Genomic DNA, 22,648 nt, shown 5'->3' on the forward strand with positions numbered 1-22,648 from the left:
AGGGGTTTGCTGGCTAACAAGCCGGTCGAAGAGGTGAACCGCCAGAATTGCGCCGGACGCTCCGATCGGATGTCCCCGGGCGAGGGCTCCCCCCAGCGAATTGAGACGCGCCGCTTCAAGGGAAAGCGCCTCCACAGTTATCCGGGCCTGCACCGCATAGGCTTCCATCAGTTCCACCGCCGCGATACCGCCGCTTGAAAGACCGCACATTCTTATAAGGTCCTCCGCCACCTTGACCGGAGCCAAGGCGGGCATGGCCGGGTCTGAGCCGATGCTGAGCCCGCCGGCGACCAGAACTCCGGGCCGGGCGGAGGCTGCCAATTTGTCTGACGCCATCATCAACACCGCCGCAGCCCCGTCCGCCTCGCAAGCGATGGTCGCTGCGCTGAGGCCTGTCGCCTCTTCACCGGTCAGGACGGGTGCGCGCAGTGCCGCTTTCAGCGACAGGGCGCGGGTGAACCCGTCCCGGTCCGGCAGCCCCTCCGCCTTGCCGGCAAGGCGCGATTGCCAATGAGCCAGTGCTGCCAACGCCTTTTCATGCGATGCAACGGCGAACTCGGCCTGTGCCTGCCGTGTCATGCCCCGCTCCCTGGCGAGGTCCGCAGCGGCTTGCGCCATGTCGGGATCGGCAAAGGGCGGCGGCGCGAAGGCGGGGCGGACATAGGCCACCGGCGCCTCATCCGGAGCCAAAGGCCGTCTCATGCGGATCGGGGCGCGGCTGAAACTTTCCGTGCCGCCCGCGATCACGCAATCGGCAGCACCGGCCTCGATCAGGCTGGCGCCAAGGAGAATGGCATCGAGGCCCGAACAGCATTGTGTGTCGAGGGTGAGCGCCGGGACGCTTTCCGGCAGGCCTGCCCTTAAAGCTGCCAGACGCGCGGGATTGCCGCCTCCATATAGGGCATTGCCGAGAACAACGCGATCAACCCTTTGCGGCGGGAAACCGGCGTCTTCCAGAAGCTGTCTCATGACGGGAGCGGCCAGCTCATCCGCCTGAAGGGTGGAAAGCGCTCCGCCACGCGGACAGACGGCCGTTCGTCTGGCGGCCACGATCACGGCCTTGCGCCCCTCTGTCACCGCTTCTTCCCGCCTCCCGCCAGTTCCGCTGCAATCTTCTGGATATCCGGTTTGCCGCCGGCCGTCAGCGGCAGCTCCTGCAGGATGTGGATCTTTTTCGGTACCTTGCCGCTTGCCAGATGCTCCCGGCACCGGCGCAGGAGCTGGATTTCCGGGTTGTCCAGGGACGCGGAAAGTTCCACCGCCGCCTCCAGCCTCTGGCCACGGACCGCATCGGCGAGGCCGACGACCACCGCGAGGGCAACAGCGGAATGATCCATGAGCACCGCCTCGACCTCTTCCGGATAGACATTGAGGCCGGAGGTGACGACCATGCGGTTTTCGCGCCCCGTCAGGACGAGGAAGCCGGCTGCGTCCAGGAACCCGTGATCACCGACGGTGAGCCACCCATCCTTCCAAAGCGTGTCCGGCGCTGCGCCGCAAAGATAATGGTCAAACAGCAAACCGCTCCGGACCCAGATGAGCCCGGCCTTGCCGGCAGGAGCGGGGGCGTGCGGATCGCCGATGACGATCTCGACGCCGGCAGCGGCGCGGCCGACGGAACCCGCCGGCCCGTCCTCTTCCGCCGAGGACACCGTGATGAAACTGGTCTCCGATGCACCGTAGAACTCAAAAAGCTTCGCCTCGGGGAAAACCGCTTTCATCGCCTGACGGTCCGCGTCGCGCCATTTGGCGCCGCTGGCGAGCACCTGTCTGACCGCAGCAACCGGCCCTGTGCGCCTGGCGGCTTCAGCCAGAAAATGGAGTTGGGTGGGCGTTGCATAAAGCACCGAGCCCTCCGGGGCGTCTTCAAGGGCAGCCAGGACGGCACGCGGATCGAAGCGCGGCATCAGCACCACCTCCTGTCCCGAAGCCAGCCCGCAGACGGCACCATATAGATGCAGCGAATGGGTCAACTGCCCCGGCAGCACGACGCGGCTTTGCGGCGAGATGCCGAAGACATGTTCCGAGAGGGCAAAGCTTTCCAGCCAGGACCCGTGCGAACGCACATAGCCCTTGGGCATGCCGCTGGAACCGGAGGTAAAGCCTGCGTAGAAAAAATCCGCTTCACCCGGAGGTTCCTGCCCTCCGGTGCTGCCGTCAGACGAGAGGTCGTCACCGTTGGAAAGCTCGGCAAAGATGTGTTCGTCGACAACGAGGTTCGGAGCGATCCCGGCCAGAACGGCGTCCGTCTGCGCCGGAGGCCAGCCCGGGTCCATGACGACGGCAATCCGCCCGGTGCGGGCACAGGCGAAAAAGCAGATGAGAAGAGACGCGGGATCGGCGAGACGCAGGACAACCCGCCCGCCGCGCTGCGTGCGGCACAGAAGGCCGGCTTCGATAGTGCCGACCCGTTCGGCAAACCCGGCCCAGGAAAAGCGAACCGGGCCACACGCGAGTGCGGCCCGGCCGGGAAATCTTTTAGCAGAGTGCGCGAGGCTGTCGCCGACGAATGCCATGGCGCGAGGCCTCGGACAGCTGCTTACGTCCTGGAGAGCAGGGCGCTCGGCAGACCACGGGCAATGGTCTGGGCAATTACCGCCGTCAGCACGACCTTGACCAGATCGCCCGGGATATAGATGGCGCTGCCGAGAGCGGCTTTCGGCAGGGAGAGATCTGCCATGATGGCGATGCCCGGGATGCCGAAGGCATAGACCACCAGAATGCCGCCGATGGCCGCCGAGATTGCAGCCGATACAGCGACGTTCAGATCGCGCGTCGACCGCATCACCCATCCGGCGACGAGGGCACCGACCGGCCAGCCGATCAGAAAGCCGACGGACGGCCCCATGAAGACGGCAAGGCCGCCACGGCCGCCGGACAGAAGCGGTGCACCGAGGGCAACGAGGAACAGGAACAGAAGCACCGCAAGCGCGCCGCGAATCGGGCCAAGCATGACGCCCGCCAGCATGACGCCGAGTGTCTGCGCCGTGATCGGCACGCCGCCGAGATAGGCAATCGTCACCGGCGGAACCAGGCCGAGAGCCGCGATCAGGGCCGCGTAGAAAGCAATGTGCACAAGAGACCGGTCAGCCATTTCGATTACACCTTCTTCTTGATGGTAAGGATGCTGCCGCTTGAAGTTGAGTTTATCACTTGTTCCCGGCGCGACGCAGCGTCTTCTATTGGCGGGATAGCCCAATTTCTTGGCAAATGCCAGATCTATTCGACTTCCTTCTTAGGTTATCTTGACAAGCCTTCGGCACCACCGCGCGCCTTCAAGGCTTCGGCGACATGGTCGGACATGCTCAGAGACTGGATCGCGAACGGGGCCAGCAGGCGCCAGGATTTCTTGGTGCCGGTGCGGGCCTGCCAGGCTTCCTGCAGATGGCCGAAGATCAGCATCAGATGCGGCACGAAACGCAGCACCAGCGTGACGCCGAGCGCGGGCTTGCGCGGTGAGAGCCCAAAAAGCTCAAGCGGCCGGAAGAGGGGCAGGACCGCGGCCAGCATGTCGTCCATACGGGTGGTGATGGAGACGAAATTCGCCGCCAGGATCATCACCACGAGGCGCAGCACGATGACGAGACCGTCGACAAGCGTGCCCGATACGGCGTGCAGAGCCAGCAGCAGCACAAGAAGCATGCTCAAGCTGCGCAGGAGCTTCAGCTGCGCCAGGCCATTGCGGCCAAGCGAGGCATAGGCGGCGAGCACGGCGGCGAGGCAGGGAAGATAAACCCAGACCGACGTGACCTGGAACAGGACCAGACCGGCAATGGCAATGACCAGCAGCTTGAAGCCGGCGGGCAGTCGGTGGGCCCAGCTGTTGCCCTGAAGATAGATCGGGATCATAGCGCCGCGAACTCCGGTGCCATGCCGAGCCGCAGCGCAATGTCCCGGGAATAGGCCTCCCGGACCGTGCCGGGATCGCCGTCCATGCGCAGCCGGCCGTCCTCCAGCCACAACAGCCGGTCAAAGCCGTCGAAATGGGACAGGTCATGGCTGACCATCACGATCTTCTGCGGTAGGGAGAGGATCTTGTCGCGGATCCGCCTGGTAACCAGGGCGTCGAGGCTCGTCATCGGTTCGTCCAGCACCAGGAGACGCGGCTCCATGACCAGCACCGCCAGAATGCAGATCAGGTGTTTCTGACCTTCGGAAAGTTCCGTGATCGGCTTGCCGGCCAGTGCTTCGCAGCCGTGGAGCGCCAGGAAGGCGCGGGCGCGGCTGCGGCTTTCGTCCCGGCCCGAACCCAGTTGCGTCAGACCGAAGGCGATCTCTTCTTCAACGGTCGGAAAAATGGCCTGGTGATCCGGGTTCTGGAAGACGAAGCCGACATGGCGCGGCAGTTCGGCTTCGGCCTCTCTTGCCGGTGCGCCAAAAAGGGTCAGCGTGCCGCTTGTGGGCGCACGCAGGCCGTTGAGCAGGCGGACAAAGGAACTCTTGCCGGATCCGTTGAGCCCGACGATGCCGATCCGGTGCTCGTCCAGCGAAAGCGTCAGGTCCTCCAGGATCTGTTTGCCCGAAATAGCTAGGCCGACCCCGTCGAACACCGCGAAGGGGTGGGCGTCGGGATTGCAGACAAGCGGCCTGTTTTCGCGTTTTTTTCCTGGCCAGAGTGCCATTTTGCCTCGTTGCGCGTGGGATCGGTCGGGCGCTTGGCCGCCTCGGGCACACGCCTTTTGGCGGCGCTTATCGGCCGGAAGCCGGCCTTTGTCAAAGCGTGCCTATCCTACCGGACGCGTCAGATCGGGCAAATCGGCCAATTGGCCGATCGTTGCCTTGATGCGCTCGAGCGCCCAGAAGAAGCGCTCCTCGGAGGGTTCGGAGCCGAAGGTGAGGCGCAGATACGGGGCCGGGGCGTGATCCCGGCCCTGAAAATAGCGTGCGGAAAGAACCTGGACGCCCTGATGGCCGAGCGCTGCCTGCAGCGCATCCGGGTCGACGCCGTCCGGCAGCCTCAGCCAGCCGAAGACCTTGTTGACGTCACCTTGCAGGAAATAGGGTTCCAGTACGGCGCGGGCGCTCAGGAACCGTGCCCGGTTTGCCTTGCGCTTCAACCTGATGGTCTTGAACAAAAGCCCCTCGCGCACCCAGCCGGCAATGAGCTCAGCGGTAATCGGCGAGGCCATCCAGGTGCTTTCGCCGATCTTGTTGCGGATGCTGTCGCCGAAGGCGGCCGGCACATGGACAAAACCGATACGGCTGCCGGGCGAACAGACCTTCGAGATACTGGCGATGGAAGCCGTGCGCTCGGGCGCCAGCGCTCCGAAGGACGGCAGGGTTTCCGGCAGGAAGGGCGTATAGGGATCGTCCTCGACGATCTTGAGGTCACATTGCCGGGCGACATCGACCAGAGCCTGACGCTCCTCGAGCGACATGGTGTGGGTGGTCGGGTTCTGCATGTTCGGCATCAGGAACATGCCCTTGACCCCGTGCACCCTGGCCGCATGGGCAAGCGCCTCCGGGTCCATGGCGCCGAAGCCGCCGTCCGGCCGAGTCAGAGCCGGGACCGGAACGGGCTTCAACCCGAGGCTGGCAAAGGAGCTGAAGATGGAGGGATAGGTGAAGCGGTCGACGGCAATGGCGTCGCCGCTGCGGAACAGCGCCTGGCAGGTGACCTGGATGCCGTGCTGGGCACCGCAGGTGACGGCAACCCGCGCCGGATCGGCCTGCAAACCGTAGTCCTTGAAGACCAGCACACCGGTTTCCCGGTGCGCCTTCAGGCCCTCGGACGGCACAAAGCCGTTCAGCCGGTCGATGCCGTTGGTGCGCGCCATGCGCATCAGGCCCTCGGACAAGCTTGGGTTCAGATGCGGATAGGCGAAGTTCCGGGCGAGATCGCAGGCATCCGGCTCGTCTTCCTGCGGCACCAGCGGCGACACTTTCTGGCTTTCGGAAGCGACATAAGTCCCGCGCCCGGTCTCGCCCTTGACCAGCCGCCGGCGCTCCGCCTCGCCATAGGCCCGGGTCACCGTGCCGAGCGTGACGCCGAGCTGATAGGCAAGCTCGCGCTGCGGCGGCAGCCGGTCGCCCTGGGCCAGCGACCCGGTGCGGATATCGGCCTCCAGCGCATCGGCGATCGCCAGATAGATCGGCCCTCCGGCCGCCTCGATGTTCGGAATCCACATTGTCATGAGAACAATGTTATCATTGACTGATACAATAACTCAATACACTTAGTGACTCCGTCAATTGTACCGATTGTATCAATATCGGCCGTTGTTTGTCCGGAGACACTTATGGACCTCGCCACCTTTTTCGCTTTTGCGGTGTTTGTCATCGTCATGACCGGCACCCCAGGCCCCGGCAACCTGACCTTCCTGGCGATCGGCGCTTCGGCGGGATATCGCACCGCGTTTCCGGTGATCCTCGCCTCGCAGATCGGCTACATGCCGCTGGCGATCAGCGTCGCCTATGGGCTCGGAGCCGTCATGGCCGGCGGCGGGCCCGTCGTCATGGTCTTCAAGGCGTTGAGCATGACCTATATGGCGTATCTCGCCTGGCGCATCATTTCGCTGACCGTCAAACCGAAGGGCGAGGTTGCGCTGCCGAGCTTCTGGGAAGGCGTGCTGATCCATCCGCTCAGTCCGAAGACCTGGGCGATGAACCTGGTGGCCTTTTCCACGTTTCTCGCCGGCAACGGCCTTGGCCTCCACCAAAATGCCCTGATCCTGGTTATCGGCTTCAGTCTCGGCGGACTGGTGTTCCATTCGCTCTGGGCGCTGGTGGGTGTCTCGATCCTCAAACTGATCGGCGACGGACCGCTGATGCGCGCGATTACGGTTGCCATGGCGATCGCAATGCTGGCGGCAACCGCGTGGGCTCTCCTGATGTAGGGGCCGCGGCAAGGAAACTTCGGCTCGGGACCGGACCATTCCTGGGCGTATCAATAAAGAAACGGCACGAATTTCCGTGTCCGGGCCGCATAGTCTTCGAAGGCCGCGCCATAGCGCTCGGCCAGATAGGCGTCGAGTGCCGGGATGTGGAAGAAGATGAAAGAGATCGCCATGAAACCCGGAACGGCAAGGGCGATCAGACTGTGGGTCAAGAATGCCCAGCCTGTGAAGAGCACCGTGTCGCCAAAATAATTGATATGCATCGACCAGGCGAACAGGCCGCCAGTGTAGCAGCGGCCGCGATTGGCCGGATCCTGCTTCCACCATTTTCGTTGCAGTTCCGACCAGGTGTTGAGAAAGGAGCCCGCAAGGACCAGCCCGAGCGCGACCCCATCCAGCAGGCCGAAGGGAACGGCGGCCTCACGCAAGGCACCGCTCCCCAGCAGCAGAAATGCGATTTCGAAGACCCCCATGAACGCCGCCAGGCCGAATACCTCGGAGTAGTCAACCTTCCGCGCCAGAAGATAGAAAAGCGTCACCAGATGACGCAGGACATAAAGGGCCGTGCAGACCAGGAGGACAAGGCCGCGCTGCGGGTCTGCGATCGTGACTTCGAGGCCGAGCAGGCCGCCCAGATGGCTCCAACCGCCAGCCAGCAGCAGCCACGCGCAGATGGCAAGGCTTGCCAGATGCAGCAGTGCGAAGATGGTTTTCTGGGGCAGAGACGCAGAATGTGTCCGGTTAACGCCTCCCGTCTGCACCATGTCGCTCTCCTTGTCTTTCGCAGCCCTTCCGGAAGAAGGCGTCATTTTCGTCCAAGTGGACTAAAAAGATTTCTAGACGCCGATGAATGATCCAGTCAATGTGTTTATCGACCAGTTGGACGAAATAATGCCGAAACAGATTGATCATGACGCCTACCGGCTGGAACTCGCCCGGAAGGCAGCGCCTCTTTTTTCCGAACATGGCTATTCCGGGCTTGGCATGCGCCGGGTCGCCGAGGAAATCGGCCTGTCAAAAAGCGCGCTTTATCACTATTTCCCGACCAAGAAGAGCCTGTTCCTGGCCTGCACGGAGACCGTCATGTCCGCAATGCAGGCGAGCGACGAGGAGCAGGAGGAGAACAAAACCGCGGCCGCCGCACTGATCGATTTTGCGAAAGACCTTGAACCCGGTTTTGCCAGCGAAATGTCGCTTCTCTTCGATTACCTGCGCGGCAAGACCCGGGAAGAAATCGCAGCCGATCCGGCCATGCGTCTGGCGAACGACCATCTGTTGCAACAGGTCGGCAAACTGACCGGGCCCGATCACGCGCAGAGCGTGCTCTGCATGCTGATGGGTGCGTTGCTGATGCGGTATTTCACCGGCGGCACCCTGCAGCTCGATGCACTGGCGCCGGCCCTGGAACGCCTGCGCTAGTTTCGGTCAAACGCCGGCAAACAGCCAAGCTCCCATTGAGGTCTCCAACTGGGACAGGGCGTTCGGCTGCGCCGGATGCAGGCGATCTGATCCTTCACCGCCGCATGTTCCGCAATTCTGCCTGCCATCTCTCCTCGAACGAGCCTTCGGCCTCGTACCGGCCGAGACCAATGTCCCGGCGCAGATCGTCCGGCAGGTCGTCCGCGCTCAGCCGGACATGGTCTCGGGAAGTCAGCCGGGCAAACACGGAACTGATAAGCGTTGTTAATGAAAAACCCGCAGTCTGGTGATGAGTCGCACAGCCGCAGTTTGTTTCGGAGGACTCGTACATGTCTGTAACTCCAGTTTCTTGTGAGCTACATATCGGCGCGTTCGGCTTGCCTTACCAACGAAATCTCGTAAGATATGCATAAGGGAGCTTTATGCATGATTGCCAACCTGCCGCCTTTGCCCGCCATCCGTGCCTTTGAGGCAGTCAGCCGTCACCTCAGCTTTACCAAGGCCGGCGACGAACTCGGCATGACCCAGGCGGCCGTCAGCTATCAGATCAAGATCCTGGAGGACAAACTCGGGTTTCAGCTGTTCCTGCGCCGGGCGCGGAAGATCGAGCTGACCGACAACGGCGCCCAGCTGGCGTCCCGCGTGATCGACGCCTTCGCCATGCTGCGCACCGCCTTCGAGGAGGTTTCAGAAAAGAATGCGGGCCAGCTGGTGGTCTCCAGCAACACGACCTTCGCCGTCAACTGGCTGGCCAACCGCCTGTTTCACTTCCAGATGCAGAACCCGGATGTCGGGGTGCGCATCGTGCCTTACGGACCCCATGCAACGCCGGAATTCGACGATTCGGATATCGTTATTTCGGCTTGCAAGGCGCCGCCCAAGAACTGGCTGGCCCATGAAATCGTCCGCGCCGATTTCACCCCCATGCTGAGCCCGGCGCTGGCCCAGACCATCGGCGGCGTGAAGAAGCCGGAGGACATCCTGAAACTGCCGCTGGTCGATCCGCAGGACCCCTGGTGGCAGATCTGGTTCGAAGAAGCCGGCCTCAAGGATGTTGATCTGAGCGGCCACCCGAGTTCGCGCATGGGGTCGCAGGCCCTTGAGGCCAACCGGGCCATCGCCGGTCAGGGGGTCGCGATCCTGACCCCCTATTTCTGCAAGACGGCATTGGAAAACGGCCAGCTGACCCAGCCCTTCAAGCTGACCTGCCGCGCGGACGATGAAAGCTGGTACCTGAGCTATCCGCCGGCACTCCGGACCAGCCGCAAGGTGCGGCTGTTCCGGGACTGGGTCCATTCGGAGCTGCAACGCGACGGCATGCCGGTCCTGTCGGCAATGGCCGTGGTTGCCTGAACCTTACTGGGTGAACACGATGGTCTTGTTGCCGACGATCATCACCCGGTTCTCCAGGTGGTACTTGACGGCGCGGGCGAGCACACGCGATTCGATGTCGCGGCCGCGGGCGACGAAATCGTCGGCTGACAGCGCATGGCTGACCCGTTCCGCGTCCTGTTCGATGATCGGACCTTCGTCGAGATCCGGCGTCACGTAGTGGGCCGTCGCGCCGATCATCTTGACGCCGCGCGCATGGGCCTGGTGATAGGGCTTGGCCCCCTTGAAGCTCGGCAGGAAGGAATGGTGGATGTTGATCACCTTGCCGAAGAGCCGCTTGGAAAGGTTATCGGACAACACCTGCATGTAGCGGGCCAGCACCACAAGGTCCGCCCCTGTTTCCTTGACGAGTTTCAGCAGCTTTTCTTCCTGCTCGCCTTTGTTTTCCTTGTTGACTGCCCAGTGATGATAGGGAATGCCCTCATGCTCGGCCGTGCGCTGGCTGTCGGTGTGGTTGGAGACGATCGCCACCACCTCGGCGTCCATCCAGCCGACGCGGATCTGGTAAAGCAGATGCAGCATGGCGTGGTCGAACTTCGACACCATGACAATGACCTTGGGCCGCTTGGCGGTGTCGACCAGCTTTGCCTTCATGTCAAAGCGGCTGATGACCGGATCGAGCGCCTTCTGCACGCTTTCCACCGTCACACCTTCGGGGGCGAGGATGGCGATGCGCAGGAAGAACTGGTTGGTAACCCGGTCCCAGAACTGGTCACTCTCGGCGATATTGGCACCGAAATCCGCCAGTTCCGTCGTGACCGCCGCCACGATCCCGGGTTTGTCCGCGCAGGACAGGGTCAGAACGAAAAGGCTGTTCGCCATGGTCTTCCAGTCTCCAATCACGCGGGAGCTTCCCGCTGCCTGATGTTCCCGGCCTGCCCGTCGCGGCAGGCTCCGGACCCTTTCGCGCGAGGCCCGCACAAGGCGCCGGACCCCGGCCGGTATCGCGGCCTCTCAGTCTCTATTCTCCACCAGCTTCCCTGGTGGTTTGAACCTGCATATGCGGCACCGCAACACGAATTTCCGACAGGCCTGCGGATTAGCTCCCGCCATTGGCGGTCATCTCTCCGCAGGAATGCGGAGAGGAGGCCTGCGGGCCAGGGAAAGCTTTGATGCCTGCAACATCGCGCGGCACGGTGCGCGGGATCATTTTCCAGCCTCGGTCACGGGAAGGTCCACCGGACAAAACCCGATTCGATTGCAGCATTAACCACGTTTTTCATTAGAATTTTAATCAAATTCTACGAGCCTTGGCGCGGGGGACACGTTTGTAATCCGTAACCGACAAGGCTGCCCGTCATGCGCCAGCACCTCATCGCCTGGACCCTTTTCCTTGGTTTGACCGCCTCCCTGGCAGGCTGCGGCTCCGTCGCCGGTGTCACCGGCATGGGCTGGATGACCGCGTCGCACAATTCCATCGATTACAACGACAGTTCCTGGTGCGTGCCGCGCAAACTGAAAAAGGTCCTGAACCGCGTCGCCGCGCGTTATGGCCATGTTACCGTCAGCTCCACCAAGCGCTGGTGGCTGGAAAACTGGTGGAAGGGTGGCGCGAAGGATTCCTATCACCTCAACTGCCGCGCAGTGGATTTCTCCGTCGGCGGCGACCCGTCGTCCGTCATCGCCTTCCTGAAGGCACAGCCGGAAGTCGGGGGCTACAAGCACTATTCCTCCGGCCACTATCACATCGATACGGGCCCGCGCCGGAGCTGGTAAAGACCCGGTCAGGCCGAAACGCTACTTCAGCTCACCGAGCTCAAGCGCCATTTCCCAGGCAACCGGATCGAAGCCGATGAAGTTCTTGGCTTCGCCCTCGACAATCGGGCGTTTGATGACAGACGGATTGTCGATCATCACGTCCAGTGCGCTCCTGGGGTCGGTGACGCCGTCTTGCGTTGCCTCGTCCAGTCGCCGCCAGGTGGTGCCGCGTTTGTTCAGAACAGTGTCCCACCCGAATTCCCCCACGAACTTCGCCAGCTTGTCCGCATCGACGCCGTCCTTCTTGTAGTCGTGAAACTCATACGCAATGCCAGCTTCCTCGAGGAACTTCCGCGCTTTCTTGACGGTGTCGCAATTCTTGATGCCGTAGACTTTCATGCCATTCTTCCAAATTGTACTGGTTGCCCCCGAATGTGCCGACTGAGACGCAGGATGCAAGGTCTACAGGACGCAAAACACTGCCTGGGGAAAACCGGCGGCACCGGACAATCGAACCTGTCCGCTTGACCGCGCAAGCCGGGCGCGCTTGAAGTGGAAGAGGGCGGCCCGACCGGCGCGCACCTGCGGACCCTGACCGGAGATCAAAACTGCATGAGCGTAGAGGCATCCGCAAAGAGCCCGGCCGACCGCTCCGGAACCAATGGCAAGGCGAAGGCGCCTGCCAGGCGCGGCATGTTGGGCCGGGGCAACTGGCGCCAGCGGGCGCGGCTGTGGAGCGGCCTCATCCTTTTCACCTTCTGCCTCAGCCACTTTTCCAATCACGCGCTCGGCATCATCTCCTTCGAGGCAATGGACCGGGCATCGAACTGGCACTACGCCGTGTGGCGCAGCCCGCTTGGCGAAGCGGTGCTGGTCCTGGCCGCGCTGACCCATGTTCTCCTGGCACTCTGGCGGACCAGCAAACGGCGGACGCTGAGAATGTCCCGCTGGGAACTCGCCCAGCTCACCCTCGGCCTCTACATTCCCTGGCTGCTGATCCCACACGTCACCACCACCATAGGCGCTGCCAAGGAATTCGGCTTTTCGCCGGCATATGAGCAGATGCTGACCATTCTCTGGCCCAACCTGGCGGTGAACCAATCCGTGCTGCTGCTGGTGGTGTGGACCCATGCGATGATCGGCCTGCATTTCTGGCTGCGGCTTTTTCCGGTCTACAAGCGTCTGATGCCCGTTGCTGCGGCCTTCGCAGTCGCGGTGCCGGTGCTGGCGCTCTGGGGCTGGATCGAGGCGGCACGGCGGCTGGCCCTGACGCGGGAGGTCGTGCTGAAGGTAACGCCGGAACAGCAGGCCTGGGTCTATGACGTTGTGGATCAGTTCCGGGCCGTCGTCTTCGGCCTGATCGCCGTCAGCCTGCTCGCGATCCTCGTCCGTTATCTTCTTAGCCTCAAGGCCCGCAGCCTCACCATCACCTATCCGGGCGGCCTTGCCATCAAGGCACAGCCGGGGGCAACGCTCCTGGAGATCAGCCGCATGAACAACGTACCGATCGCCTCGGTTTGCGGCGGGCGGGCCCGCTGTTCCACCTGCCGCGTCAAGGTGCTGGACGGAGCCAGGCATCTGGCGAAGCCGAGTGTTGCCGAAACATCCGTGCTGTCGCGCATCGGGGCAGGCGAGCAGATACGCCTTGCCTGCCAGATCCGTCCCGAACATGACGTTTCCGTCCAGCCGCTGGTGCCGGTCAAGGCCAGCGCCATTGCAGGCGATCACCTGCAGGATGCCTATTACTGGGGTGTGGAGCAGGATGTGGTGGTGATGTTCGTGGACCTGCGCAATTTCACCGGCATCACCGAATCCCAGCTCGCCTATGACGTCGTCTATCTGCTCAACAGCTATCTGGACCAGGCATCCGCGGCGATCAGGGATGAGGGTGGGTATGTCGACAAGTTCATCGGCGACGGCATCATGGCCATCTTCGGCATGGAAACGAACGCTGTCACCGGCGCCCGGCAGGCGCTTGCCGCCTGCCGCCGCATCGAGGCAGTGATGACTGCGCTCAACACGGAGAAAGGGCCGCAGTTTCGCGACCCGATCCGTCTCGGCATCGGCCTGCATCTCGGACCGGCCATTCTTGGCCGGATCGGCGCTGCGGGCGCTTCCGGATCCCGCGGCGGGCTGACAGCGCTCGGCGATGTCGTCAACACCGCCAGCCGGCTGGAGTCGGAAAACAAGAATCACGGCAGTTTCCTGATGGTGTCGCAGGCGGTGGTTGACGCCGCCGGTGCCCGAATCGAAGGCGCGGAACCTGCCGAAATAAAGGTACGCGGCAAGGAGACCCCCTTGCAAATCCTTGCCGTGAAAAGCTTAAATGGCCTCCGTCTGACGGACGGCGCCGCCGCCTGATCCCAACGTTTCAATCCCCGGAGCCTTTCAAGGGAGCTTTCGTGAGCCGGACCTATTCGCCCCGCGACATGCTGGAGAAACTGATCTCCTTCAACACCGTGTCGGATCGCAGCAATCTCGACCTGATCGCCTTTGTCGAGGACTATCTCGCCGGCTGGGGCCTCGCCCCGCAGAGGGTTTCGGACGAAACCGGTACCAAGGCGGCGCTCTTTGCCCGGATCGGCCCGGAAGCCGATGGCGGCGTCGTGCTGTCGGCCCATACCGATGTGGTCCCGGTCGAGGGCCAGGCCTGGTCGCGAGATCCCTTCACCGCATGGGAGGAGGACGGCCGGCTATACGGACGCGGATCGGCCGACATGAAGGGCTTTGCCGCAACCGTCCTCGCCAAGGTGCCGAAGTTCCTCGATGCAAATCTGACACGGCCGCTGCACATCGCCCTTTCCTATGACGAGGAAACCAGCTGCGATGGCGCCCGTGCGCTGATTCCGGCAATGCTGGCGGCCGGTCCCCGCCCGGCGATGGTGATCGTCGGCGAACCTACGCGCATGAAAGTGGTAACCGGCCACAAGGGAATCACCATCCTGAAAACCCGGATCCAGGGCCATCCGGTGCATTCCAGCCAGCTGCATCGCGGCGTCTCCGCCATTTCGGCCGCCGCAAGGCTGATCGGCTGGCTCGACGGCAAGACCGCCGAGAACAAGGCAAAGGCCGACCCGGAATGCCCCTTCGAGCCGCCCTATACGACCCTCCATTGCGGCGTCATCGAAGGCGGGCAGGCGCATAACATCACCGCTCAAAACTGCGAGTTCGTCACCGACATCCGCCTGCTGCCGGGCGAGAAGGCCGAGGACTGGGTGGCAGCCTATCGCCGCTTTGCGGAGGAGGACGTGTTGCCGCCGATGCAGGCGATCGCCCCCAGCTGCCGTATCGACATCAAGGAATTGGCCTATGTGCCCGGGCTCGCCGAAGAGCCGGACGGGCTTGCTGAGCGGACGGTCCGGCGGCTGACCGGCGACAATGCCCGCAACGTCGTGGTCTATGCCACCGAGGGCGGTCTCTTTCAAACTCATGGCCTGTCGGCGGTCGTTTGCGGCCCCGGCTCCATCGACCAGGCGCACCAGCCCGACGAATTTATCGAGCTTTCCGAACTCGACCGATGTTCTGCCTTTCTCGACCGCCTGATTGACGGAATGTCGCAATTAGACAGTTAAACGGGTTTGAACACAGAGAGTTACGGTGTCATAGTTCACTCTGACAACATGGGCGTGCGGTCATCGCAGAGCTGGGTGTCCATGGAAAAATCCGGAAACCGGAATAAACGAGGGGATTATGGACAAAAAACATGTCGTCGTCGCCGCGACGCTGATTGCGGCGGTATCGGGGTCTGCTGTTCAGGCGGAAACACTGAAATATGCCTTCCAGGGGACGCTCAACGCCCTGGATCCCTACAGCCTCAACGAGACCTTCACCCTGTCGTCGCTCGGCAATACCTATGAAGGCCTGACCCGGCGCGGCGAAGACCTTTCCATCGAACCGGCGCTTGCCGAAAGCTGGGAAATCGTTGATCCGACCCGCTGGCGCTTTCACCTGCGCAAGGGCGTCAAGTTCCACAATGGCAGCGATTTCACCGCCGAGGATGTCGCCTTCTCCGTCGACCGCGTCCGCTCCGAAGGCTCCGACCTGACGACGCGCGTTCCTGACGATGCCAAGGTCGAGATCGTCGACGATTATACGGTCGATTTCGTCCTTTCCAGCCCGAACCCGATCCTGCACTACGAGTGGGATACGTTCTACATCATGGACAAGGAGTGGACGACCGAGAACGACGCGGTCAAGGTCACCTCCGCCTCCGATACGACGGCGAACCATGCGGCGCTGCACGCCAACGGCACAGGCCCGTTCAAGATCACCAGCCACGAAGCCGGCGTGAAAACGGTCTACGAGAAATTCGACGGCTGGTGGGACACGCCGACCCATAACCTCGATACGGTGGAATTCACGCCGATCGGCTCCGACGCCACCCGAGTTGCCGCGCTGCTCTCCGGCGAGATGGACATGGTCTATCCGATCCCGGTGCAGGACATCAAACGCATCAACGACAATGCCGGCACCGTTGCCCTGACCGGGCCGGAGCTGCGGACCATCTTCCTCGGCATGGACCAGATGCGCGACGAGCTGCTCTATTCCAGCGTCAAGGGCAAGAACCCGCTGAAGGACGCGCGCGTGCGCAAGGCCTTCTATCAGGCGATCGACATCGAGGCGATCAAGAAGAAGGTGATGCGGGACCTCTCCGAGCCGACCTCGATCATGATCTCGCCGCTGCTCTTCTCCAAGTCTGGCGAATTCGAGCGCTATCCGTATGACACGGAAGCTGCCAAGGCCCTGCTGGCGGAAGCCGGCTATGCGGATGGATTTTCCATCGGTATGGACTGCCCGAACGACCGCTATGTCAATGACGAGGCGATCTGCCAGGCGGTCGCCGCGATGCTCGCCCGCATCGGCGTGAAGGTTGACCTGAACGCCCAGCCGAAAGCCAAGTATTTTGCAAAGATCCTGGCTTCCGGCGGTTACGATACGTCGTTCTACCTGCTGGGCTGGACACCGGGCTCGCTCGACAGCTGGAACGTGCTTTCCAACCTGATGAACTGCCGCGACGAGTCCGGCAAGGGCTCGCCGTTCAACAATGGCGGCTTCTGCGACGAAAAGATCGACGAGCTGACGGCGAAGGTTCTGGTGGAGAACGATACCGATAAGCGCGACGAGATGATCGCCGAAATCTACCGCATCAGCCACGACAACGCCTATTACCTGCCGCTGCATCAGCAAAGCCTGGCCTGGGGCGTGTCCGACAAGGTCAACCTTGTCCAGCGCGCCGACAACCAGTTCAAGTTCCGTTTCGTGACCAAGAACTGATCTGACGGCAACGCGATTGACGCCCCCGGCGCCGCCGGGGGCGTATTTTCATAAAAACACTTGAAGAGCCGATATGATTGGATTTGCAACGCGCCGCATCGTGCAGGCGATGATTGTCATGCTGGTGGTTGCGCTGCTTGCTTTCACCATGTTCCGTTTTGTCGGCGATCCCATCAACCAGATGGTCGGTATCGAAACCTCGCTGGAGGAGCGCGAGGCGCTGCGCGAGCGGCTTGGCCTCAATGATCCGGTTCCCGTGCAGTTCCTGCGCTTCGTTACGAAGGCAGCGCAATTCGATTTCGGCACCTCCTACCAGTTCCGCCAGCCGGTGGCCGAACTCTTTGCAAAGCGCATTCCGGCAACGCTGGAACTCAGTTTTGCCTCTGCCCTCTTTGCGTTGGTTGTCGGCATCCCGATGGGCATCTATGCGGGTCTGAACCGGGAATCGCCTGTCTCCAAGCTGTTCCTCTCCGTGTCCCTCGTCGGCATATCGCTGCCGACATTCTTCATCGGCATCCTTCTGATCTTCCTCTTTTCCGTAACGCTGCAATGGCTGCCGAGCTTCGGCCGCGGCGAAACCGTGCAGATCGGCTCCTGGTGGACCACCGGTTTCCTCACAGTGTCCGGCCTGAAAGCCCTGATCCTCCCGTCGATCACGCTCGGTCTTTACCAGATGACGCTGATCATGCGGCTCATACGCGCCGAAATGCTGGAAGTCATCCGCACCGACTACATCAAGTTCGCCCGCGCCCGCGGCCTGCCGGACAGGCTGGTGAATTTCCGCCATGCATTGAAGAATTCGCTGGTGCCGGTCATCACCATCACCGGTCTGCAGCTCGGTTCGATCATCGCCTTCGCCACCATCACCGAAACCGTGTTCCAGTGGCCGGGCATGGGCCTCATGTTCCTGCAGGCGGTGCAGAATGTCGACATTCCGATCATGTCCGCCTATCTGCTTTTGACCGCGTTCCTGTTCGTGACGATCAATTTCATCGTCGACATTCTCTATTTCTTCATCGATCCGCGCTTGCGCGTCGGCCGGCCCTAAGGGAGAGCGCACATGCCCTTCGTCACCAACGAAGAAGCCAAGGCGGCCGTCCAGGACCGCAGCGGGCCGGTGCCGACACCGGGACGCATGAGCCGCATTCTGGACAGCGACCTGTTTCACTCGTTCCTGAAGTCGAAGGTCACGGTGATCGCGGCGATCGGCACGACGATCCTGTTCCTGCTGGCCTTTCTCGCGCCCTGGATCGCGCCGCACGACCCGTTCGATCTCGCGTCCATTTCGATCATGGATGCACGCGTACCGCCTGTGTGGATGGAATATGCCGATCCGCGTTTCCTGCTGGGCACGGACGACCAGGGCCGCGACATGCTCTCCGGCATCTTCTACGGCATGCGGATCTCGCTGATCGTCGGCTTTTGCTCCGTCATTGCCGCGGCCAGTATCGGCATTACGCTCGGCCTCGTCGCCGGTTACATGGGCGGGCGGGTCGATGCGATCATCATGCGCATCGCCGACGTCCAGCTGACCTTCCCCTCCATCCTGATTGCGCTTCTGATCGACGGCATCGCCAACGGCATTTTCGGCAATCTCGACCGGGAAGTGTTCGCTTTCTACATCCTGATCGTTGCACTGGCCCTGTCCTTCTGGGTGCAATATGCGCGCACCGTGCGCGGCTCGACCATGGTTGAGAAGAACAAGGAATATGTGCAGGCCGCCCGCGTGATCGGCCTGCCGTCAATCATCATCATGGCCCGGCATATCCTGCCGAATGTCATAGGCCCGGTGCTGGTGATTGCGACGATCAACCTCGCGCTTGCCATCGTGACGGAGGCGACACTGTCCTTCCTCGGCGTCGGCATGCCGCCCACCCAGCCCTCGCTCGGTACGCTTATCGCTGTCGGCAACGACTTCCTCTATTCGGGCGAATGGTGGATTGCGATCTTCCCGGGCGTGGCCCTTGCCCTCCTGGTGCTCAACGTCAACCTCCTGGGCGACTGGCTGCGCGACGCCCTCAACCCGAAACTCAGGTGAGGCGGCATGAGCGTTCTTCAGATCAAGGACCTCAGGGTCGAGTTTCCGGGCCGCAAGTCCGTCTTCGTTGCCGTCGACGACGTCACGTTGAGCGTCGAGGCCGGCAAGGTGCTGGGTGTCGTCGGCGAATCCGGGGCCGGCAAGTCGACGGTCGGCAATGCGGTGATCGGCCTTTTGCAAGAACCCGGGCATATTGCGGGCGGCGAGGTCTTCCTGCACGGCAAGCGCATCGACAAATTGCCCTATCGCGACATGCGCAAACTGCGCGGCCGCAAGATCGGCATGATCTTTCAGGACCCGCTGACGTCGCTGGACCCGTTGCAGACGGTCGAAAGCCAGCTGGTCGAGACCATCCGCACCCATCTGCCGCTGTCCGCAAAGGCCGCACAGAAGCGTGCGGTGGAACTGATCGAAGCTGTCGGCATCCCCAATGCGGGCGAGCGGATCACGCAGTATCCGCACCAGTTTTCCGGCGGCATGCGCCAGCGCGTGGTGATCGCCCTGGCGCTCTGCGCCGAGCCCGAGCTGGTGATTGCAGACGAGCCGACGACCGCGCTCGATGTTTCCATCCAGGCACAGATCCTGGAGCTGATGAAAAAGCTCTGCCGCGAGCGCAACGTCGCCATGCTGGTGATCACGCACGATATGGGCGTCATTGCCGACATCACCGATCATGTGGCGGTGATGTATCATGGTGAACTGGTGGAATATGGCGAGACCACGCAGGTTCTGGGCGCGCCGAACCATCCCTATACGAAGAGCCTGATTTCCGCCGTGCCGCGGCCAGACATCAAGGTGCGGCGCTTTCCGGTGGTGGACTACATCGAGAAGGCCGGCACCCCCAAGAAGCAGATCGACATTGCGACCCACTGGTTGGGAAAATCGCGCGACTATGAGAAAGTCTCCGGCCCGCTGGTGCAGATCCGCGACCTCGACATGCGCTTTGAAACAAGGGGGTCCATCTTCCCTTCCAAACGGAAGTATTTTCAGGCGGTCAAGAAGGTCAGCTTCGATATTCAGGAAGGCGAGACCTTCGGCCTTGTCGGCGAGAGCGGCTCCGGCAAGTCGACCATTGCCCGCCTCATCACCGGTCTCTACGAACCGTCGGGCGGTTCGATCCTGTTCGGCACGACCGAGCTGACTTCCCTGCGCAACCGGCGCGAAGTTCTTGCCATGCGCCGGCAGATGCAGATGATCTTCCAGGATCCCTATTCGTCGCTGAACGCGCGCATGCGGGTCAGCGACATCATTGCCGAGCCGATCAAGTTCCACAGACTGGCCTCCAGCAACGCGGAAGTGCGCCAGATCGTCGACGATCTTCTCGACCATGTCGGCCTTGGTGTGGCTGCGGGCAAGAAATTTCCGCACGAATTCTCGGGCGGCCAGCGCCAACGTATCTCCATCGCCCGGGCGCTTGCTACAAGACCTCGCTTTCTCATCTGCGACGAGCCGACCTCCGCGCTCGACGTGTCGATCCAGGCCCAGATCCTGAACCTTCTGAAGGACCTGCAGGAAGAACTGAGCCTTACCATGCTCTTCATCAGCCACGACCTGGCGGTTATCCGGCAGATGTGCAATCACATCGGGGTCATGCGCAATGGCGAACTCTGCGAGGTCGCCGAATGCGACCAGCTTTTCGAGACGCCGCAGCATGCCTATACGCGCGAGCTTTTGAACCTCATGCCGTCGCTGGAGCTGCTGTCGCGTGCCAACCTGACAACGGCCTGACCATTGTTGCAAGATCCGGGTGCAACCCGGATCTCCTCCGGCACCGTCAAGTCCTTGAAGATGAGTCTTTTTTCAGATTCGCCTGAGTCCCGGGCTTGACTCGCCTGGCGGTCCCGATTCTCCGATGGCCGCCGTCCAATAACCACAAACGAGTCCCGAGGCGGCAGAATTTGCCGCCCATTCCGGTCTGTCCGCGCGCACCAAATAAAAACCTCCGGACTTTGCAGAGAACCAGGTTGGTTAACGCGTCTTAAGGATTTCCGTTTCGACTTACACTTTGGCTTTTTCTATGTAAAAGGGAGGGCCAACAGACCCTCCCATCAATATTTCTCACCCATTGATGAATTTTGTCCCGTGGACACTAAACACGAGCCCCTTAAATACGACGCGACTTCAAGAATATGCACTTGAACTCTACTGCGAATATTTTCGCCGCCAAGGGTCTGACTGCCCAAAAGCCCGGCAGAAATGTACTGGTCCTGTGCAGGTGAGAGGCACTTTGCCCGCTGAAGTGACTCAGCGGCATTGCCTGAAAAATCCGGCTCCCGCATTTTCAACCTGTCGCCCGGGAGATCCTACAGCACCCTCCAGTACTCCCGCCTAGCGCCAATCACTGAATTTGAAACACACGAAAGCCGTCCGGCCATGCCGAAACCGTCCATGATTTCAGCGCTTTGGTTCTTTTTCCTGTCACTCGCCACCGCGTTTCTCGCTCTGGCGTCGTGGGCCTCGCTTTCCCATGACGGCCACGATACCAGCGCGATAGAAGTTTTCGGCACATACAGCGCCTTAATTTTCAGCATGTTTTCTGCGATTTTTTCGCTGCTTGGCCTGTCGTTCTCGCTCAACACCGCTGTCGGCCGTCCGCTGACCCTTGCCACCGTCGCAGTCAGCACGCTGCTGCTCGGGATCACGGCTGCTTTCCAGCTTGCGCCGGCGGCGTCGGCAGAGGCGAACACGCCCGCACTTGCTGCCGCCTTGCTGATGGCGCTGCGGGCCTTCGGCGTTGTGCTGCTGCCACCGCGTGGCGACCAGAGCGGCCTCGCATCGGCCGGTTGGTCGCTTGCTCTGGCAACTGTCTCCGGCGCGCTCTGGTGGGTGCTGGATGCTGCTTTGGCAGCCCCTGTGGCAGCCACCGTGCTGCTGCTCTCCTGGCCGCAGCTGATCGACGGCATCAATGCTTTCGCCGACAAGATCTTCCTGCGGGCCGCCGAGGCTGCCGGTGCCAGGAACCTGACCGCGGCAAGCTTCACCAAGATCGCCCGGGCCCGCGACATCCTGATCGACAAGGCGGCCGTCATGTCCGGCCCGGACCTGATGGTGACCAATGTCATGGCCTTCAACAATGAGCCGAAGACCTTGCTGGCGGTGGCCGCATCCGCGGAGGCCGGCTCCAGCCACCCGGTTGCCCAGGCGCTGCGCCAACTGGCAAGCCAGTGGCAGGTCACCCTCAAAAGGCCGGACCGCTTCGAGCCGACACCGGGTCTTGGGGTCGTTGCGCTGCTTGGCGGCCAGACCGTAGGCATCGGCACGACGGACCTCTTGAAGAAACTCAGGATCGACAGCTTCACCGCCGACGCCATTGCCCGCTCTCTGGAAGCAGACGGCAAAACCGTGCTGCGTGTTGCCGTTGGCGGCCGTGTGGTCGGCGTACTCGGCCTGGAAGGGACCCTGCGCCAGGACGCCGGTGTCGCCGGCATGGCTCTGCGCCAGGAGGGGCTCGTTCCCTGGCTCTTCAGCGGCGACGGGGCCAATACCCGTGCGGCGCTGGCCGGCATGCTTGGACTGGAGCTGACCGACGACCCGAAACCGGGCGAAACCGCCCTGGAAGCGGCCGCACGCGGTTTTGCCGGCACATCGCCGCTTGTGCTGACCCTGTCTCAAGACCGGATGTCGCTGGAGCTGCGGGACGGCTCGGCGCCGGAGGACGGCAGCACAGCCGCCCGCATAGCGCCGATTGCCGCCAGCAATACGGACGATATCGGCGCCTTCCCCGCGCTGAAGGCCCTCGCCATGCGGCGCACGCTCCTGGCGGTACAGGCACGGCGTCTGCTTTGCAGCCTGTGGCTTCTGGCCGGGCTTGCCGGGGCCAGCACACTTGCCCCGCTCGCAACCGCACCTCTGCTCTTCGCGCTCTGCCTCGCGATCCTGTGGGTCTTCGCGCGCTTCTCCGTCGCCGACACGCTGCGCAAGGCGGGGTAGGAGCAAAAGTCTCACATGATGAGACCAATTTGAGCTACGGCTGTCTTTACAGTTTTCGGGA

General features: G+C 62.2%; 21 protein-coding genes (1 of these 21 cut by a window edge). 11 read left to right on the forward strand and 10 right to left on the reverse strand.

From position 1 onward, the window contains the following. From ACX3M4_RS17675 to ACX3M4_RS17700, 6 genes are all read right to left on the reverse strand, one after another. A protein-coding gene (locus ACX3M4_RS17675) for a thiolase family protein (protein ID WP_459354301.1) crosses the window boundary here: on the reverse strand, positions 1–1,077 show its 5' portion. The gene continues 99 nt to the left of window position 1, outside the view; only the first 1,077 of its 1,176 coding nucleotides appear in the window; it begins with the start codon at positions 1,075–1,077; its stop codon lies off the left edge, out of view. Further along, entirely contained in the window at positions 1,074–2,516 is a 1,443-nt protein-coding gene (locus tag ACX3M4_RS17680) for a class I adenylate-forming enzyme family protein (protein WP_459354302.1), read from the reverse strand. The genes ACX3M4_RS17675 and ACX3M4_RS17680 overlap by 4 nt, the downstream gene beginning before the upstream one ends. 23 nt (positions 2,517–2,539) lie before the next feature. Continuing rightward, positions 2,540–3,094 (reverse strand): biotin transporter BioY, encoded by a 555-nt coding sequence (locus ACX3M4_RS17685; RefSeq protein ID WP_459354303.1) that lies wholly within the window; start codon positions 3,092–3,094, stop codon positions 2,540–2,542. 146 nt (positions 3,095–3,240) lie between these two features. Beyond that, entirely contained in the window at positions 3,241–3,849 is a 609-nt protein-coding gene (locus ACX3M4_RS17690; RefSeq protein ID WP_459354304.1) for an energy-coupling factor transporter transmembrane component T family protein, read from the reverse strand. Beyond that, on the reverse strand, positions 3,846–4,622 hold the full coding sequence (locus ACX3M4_RS17695; protein WP_459354305.1) for an energy-coupling factor ABC transporter ATP-binding protein: 777 nt from the start codon (positions 4,620–4,622) through the stop codon (positions 3,846–3,848). Before ACX3M4_RS17695 ends, ACX3M4_RS17690 begins: the two co-directional genes overlap by 4 nt. A 102-nt stretch (positions 4,623–4,724) precedes the next feature. Beyond that, a complete protein-coding gene (locus ACX3M4_RS17700; protein WP_459354306.1) occupies positions 4,725–6,134 on the reverse strand; it encodes an aminotransferase-like domain-containing protein in 1,410 nt (469 codons plus the stop codon). A 105-nt stretch (positions 6,135–6,239) separates the two neighbouring features. On the opposite strand from ACX3M4_RS17700, the gene ACX3M4_RS17705 reads away from it, so the two are divergent. Then, a complete protein-coding gene (locus tag ACX3M4_RS17705) occupies positions 6,240–6,836 on the forward strand; it encodes a LysE family translocator (protein ID WP_459354307.1) in 597 nt (198 codons plus the stop codon). Positions 6,837–6,886: 50 nt separating this feature from the next. Here the strand turns inward: ACX3M4_RS17705 and ACX3M4_RS17710 are convergent, their stop codons facing one another. Continuing rightward, positions 6,887–7,600, reverse strand: coding sequence for a DUF1295 domain-containing protein (locus ACX3M4_RS17710; protein ID WP_459354308.1), 714 nt, complete (start codon positions 7,598–7,600; stop codon positions 6,887–6,889). Between the two features lie 127 nt (positions 7,601–7,727). Here ACX3M4_RS17710 and ACX3M4_RS17715 point away from each other — a divergent pair, with 127 nt between their 5' ends. Further along, positions 7,728–8,255, forward strand: a complete 528-nt coding sequence (locus ACX3M4_RS17715) for a TetR/AcrR family transcriptional regulator (RefSeq protein WP_459354309.1) — start codon at positions 7,728–7,730, stop codon at positions 8,253–8,255. 94 nt (positions 8,256–8,349) lie between these two features. Here the strand turns inward: ACX3M4_RS17715 and ACX3M4_RS17720 are convergent, their stop codons facing one another. Next, complete coding sequence (locus ACX3M4_RS17720; protein WP_459354310.1) at positions 8,350–8,586, reverse strand: hypothetical protein; 237 nt, start codon at positions 8,584–8,586, stop codon at positions 8,350–8,352. Between the two features lie 95 nt (positions 8,587–8,681). Between ACX3M4_RS17720 and ACX3M4_RS17725 the strand changes: the two genes are divergently transcribed. Continuing rightward, positions 8,682–9,608, forward strand: a complete 927-nt coding sequence (locus tag ACX3M4_RS17725) for a LysR family transcriptional regulator (RefSeq protein ID WP_459354311.1) — start codon at positions 8,682–8,684, stop codon at positions 9,606–9,608. A gap of 3 nt (positions 9,609–9,611) precedes the next feature. On the opposite strand, the gene purU is transcribed toward ACX3M4_RS17725, so the two are convergent. Next, positions 9,612–10,469: a formyltetrahydrofolate deformylase gene (gene purU / locus ACX3M4_RS17730; protein ID WP_459354312.1), complete on the reverse strand. Its 858-nt coding sequence runs from the start codon at positions 10,467–10,469 to the stop codon at positions 9,612–9,614. 477 nt (positions 10,470–10,946) lie between these two features. Here purU and ACX3M4_RS17735 point away from each other — a divergent pair, with 477 nt between their 5' ends. After that, positions 10,947–11,363: a YcbK family protein gene (locus ACX3M4_RS17735; protein ID WP_459354313.1), complete on the forward strand. Its 417-nt coding sequence runs from the start codon at positions 10,947–10,949 to the stop codon at positions 11,361–11,363. 21 nt (positions 11,364–11,384) lie between these two features. On the opposite strand, the gene ACX3M4_RS17740 is transcribed toward ACX3M4_RS17735, so the two are convergent. Beyond that, positions 11,385–11,744 carry an ArsC family reductase gene (locus ACX3M4_RS17740; RefSeq protein ID WP_459354314.1) on the reverse strand — a complete coding sequence of 120 codons (360 nt, stop codon included), beginning with the start codon at positions 11,742–11,744 and terminating at the stop codon, positions 11,385–11,387. A 213-nt stretch (positions 11,745–11,957) separates the two neighbouring features. Here ACX3M4_RS17740 and ACX3M4_RS17745 point away from each other — a divergent pair, with 213 nt between their 5' ends. The 7 genes from ACX3M4_RS17745 to ACX3M4_RS17775 all read left to right on the forward strand — a co-directional run bounded on the left by ACX3M4_RS17745 (position 11,958) and on the right by ACX3M4_RS17775 (position 22,587). Next, a complete protein-coding gene (locus ACX3M4_RS17745) occupies positions 11,958–13,706 on the forward strand; it encodes an adenylate/guanylate cyclase domain-containing protein (protein WP_459354315.1) in 1,749 nt (582 codons plus the stop codon). A gap of 41 nt (positions 13,707–13,747) precedes the next feature. Then, entirely contained in the window at positions 13,748–14,917 is a 1,170-nt protein-coding gene (argE, locus tag ACX3M4_RS17750; protein ID WP_459354316.1) for an acetylornithine deacetylase, read from the forward strand. 118 nt (positions 14,918–15,035) lie between these two features. Beyond that, positions 15,036–16,619 (forward strand): ABC transporter substrate-binding protein, encoded by a 1,584-nt coding sequence (locus ACX3M4_RS17755; RefSeq protein WP_459354317.1) that lies wholly within the window; start codon positions 15,036–15,038, stop codon positions 16,617–16,619. A gap of 73 nt (positions 16,620–16,692) precedes the next feature. Continuing rightward, positions 16,693–17,667 (forward strand): ABC transporter permease, encoded by a 975-nt coding sequence (locus tag ACX3M4_RS17760; protein ID WP_459354318.1) that lies wholly within the window; start codon positions 16,693–16,695, stop codon positions 17,665–17,667. Between the two features lie 12 nt (positions 17,668–17,679). Next, on the forward strand, positions 17,680–18,657 hold the full coding sequence (locus ACX3M4_RS17765) for an ABC transporter permease (RefSeq protein WP_459354319.1): 978 nt from the start codon (positions 17,680–17,682) through the stop codon (positions 18,655–18,657). 6 nt (positions 18,658–18,663) lie between these two features. Continuing rightward, the gene (locus ACX3M4_RS17770; protein WP_459354320.1) at positions 18,664–20,385 is read left to right on the forward strand and encodes an ABC transporter ATP-binding protein; all 1,722 of its coding nucleotides are present in this window, start codon (positions 18,664–18,666) and stop codon (positions 20,383–20,385) included. 660 nt (positions 20,386–21,045) lie between these two features. After that, positions 21,046–22,587 (forward strand): HAD family hydrolase, encoded by a 1,542-nt coding sequence (locus ACX3M4_RS17775; RefSeq protein WP_459354321.1) that lies wholly within the window; start codon positions 21,046–21,048, stop codon positions 22,585–22,587. The last annotated feature ends 61 nt before the right edge of the window (positions 22,588–22,648 follow it).

Source organism: Roseibium sp. M-1, from assembly GCF_054515675.1.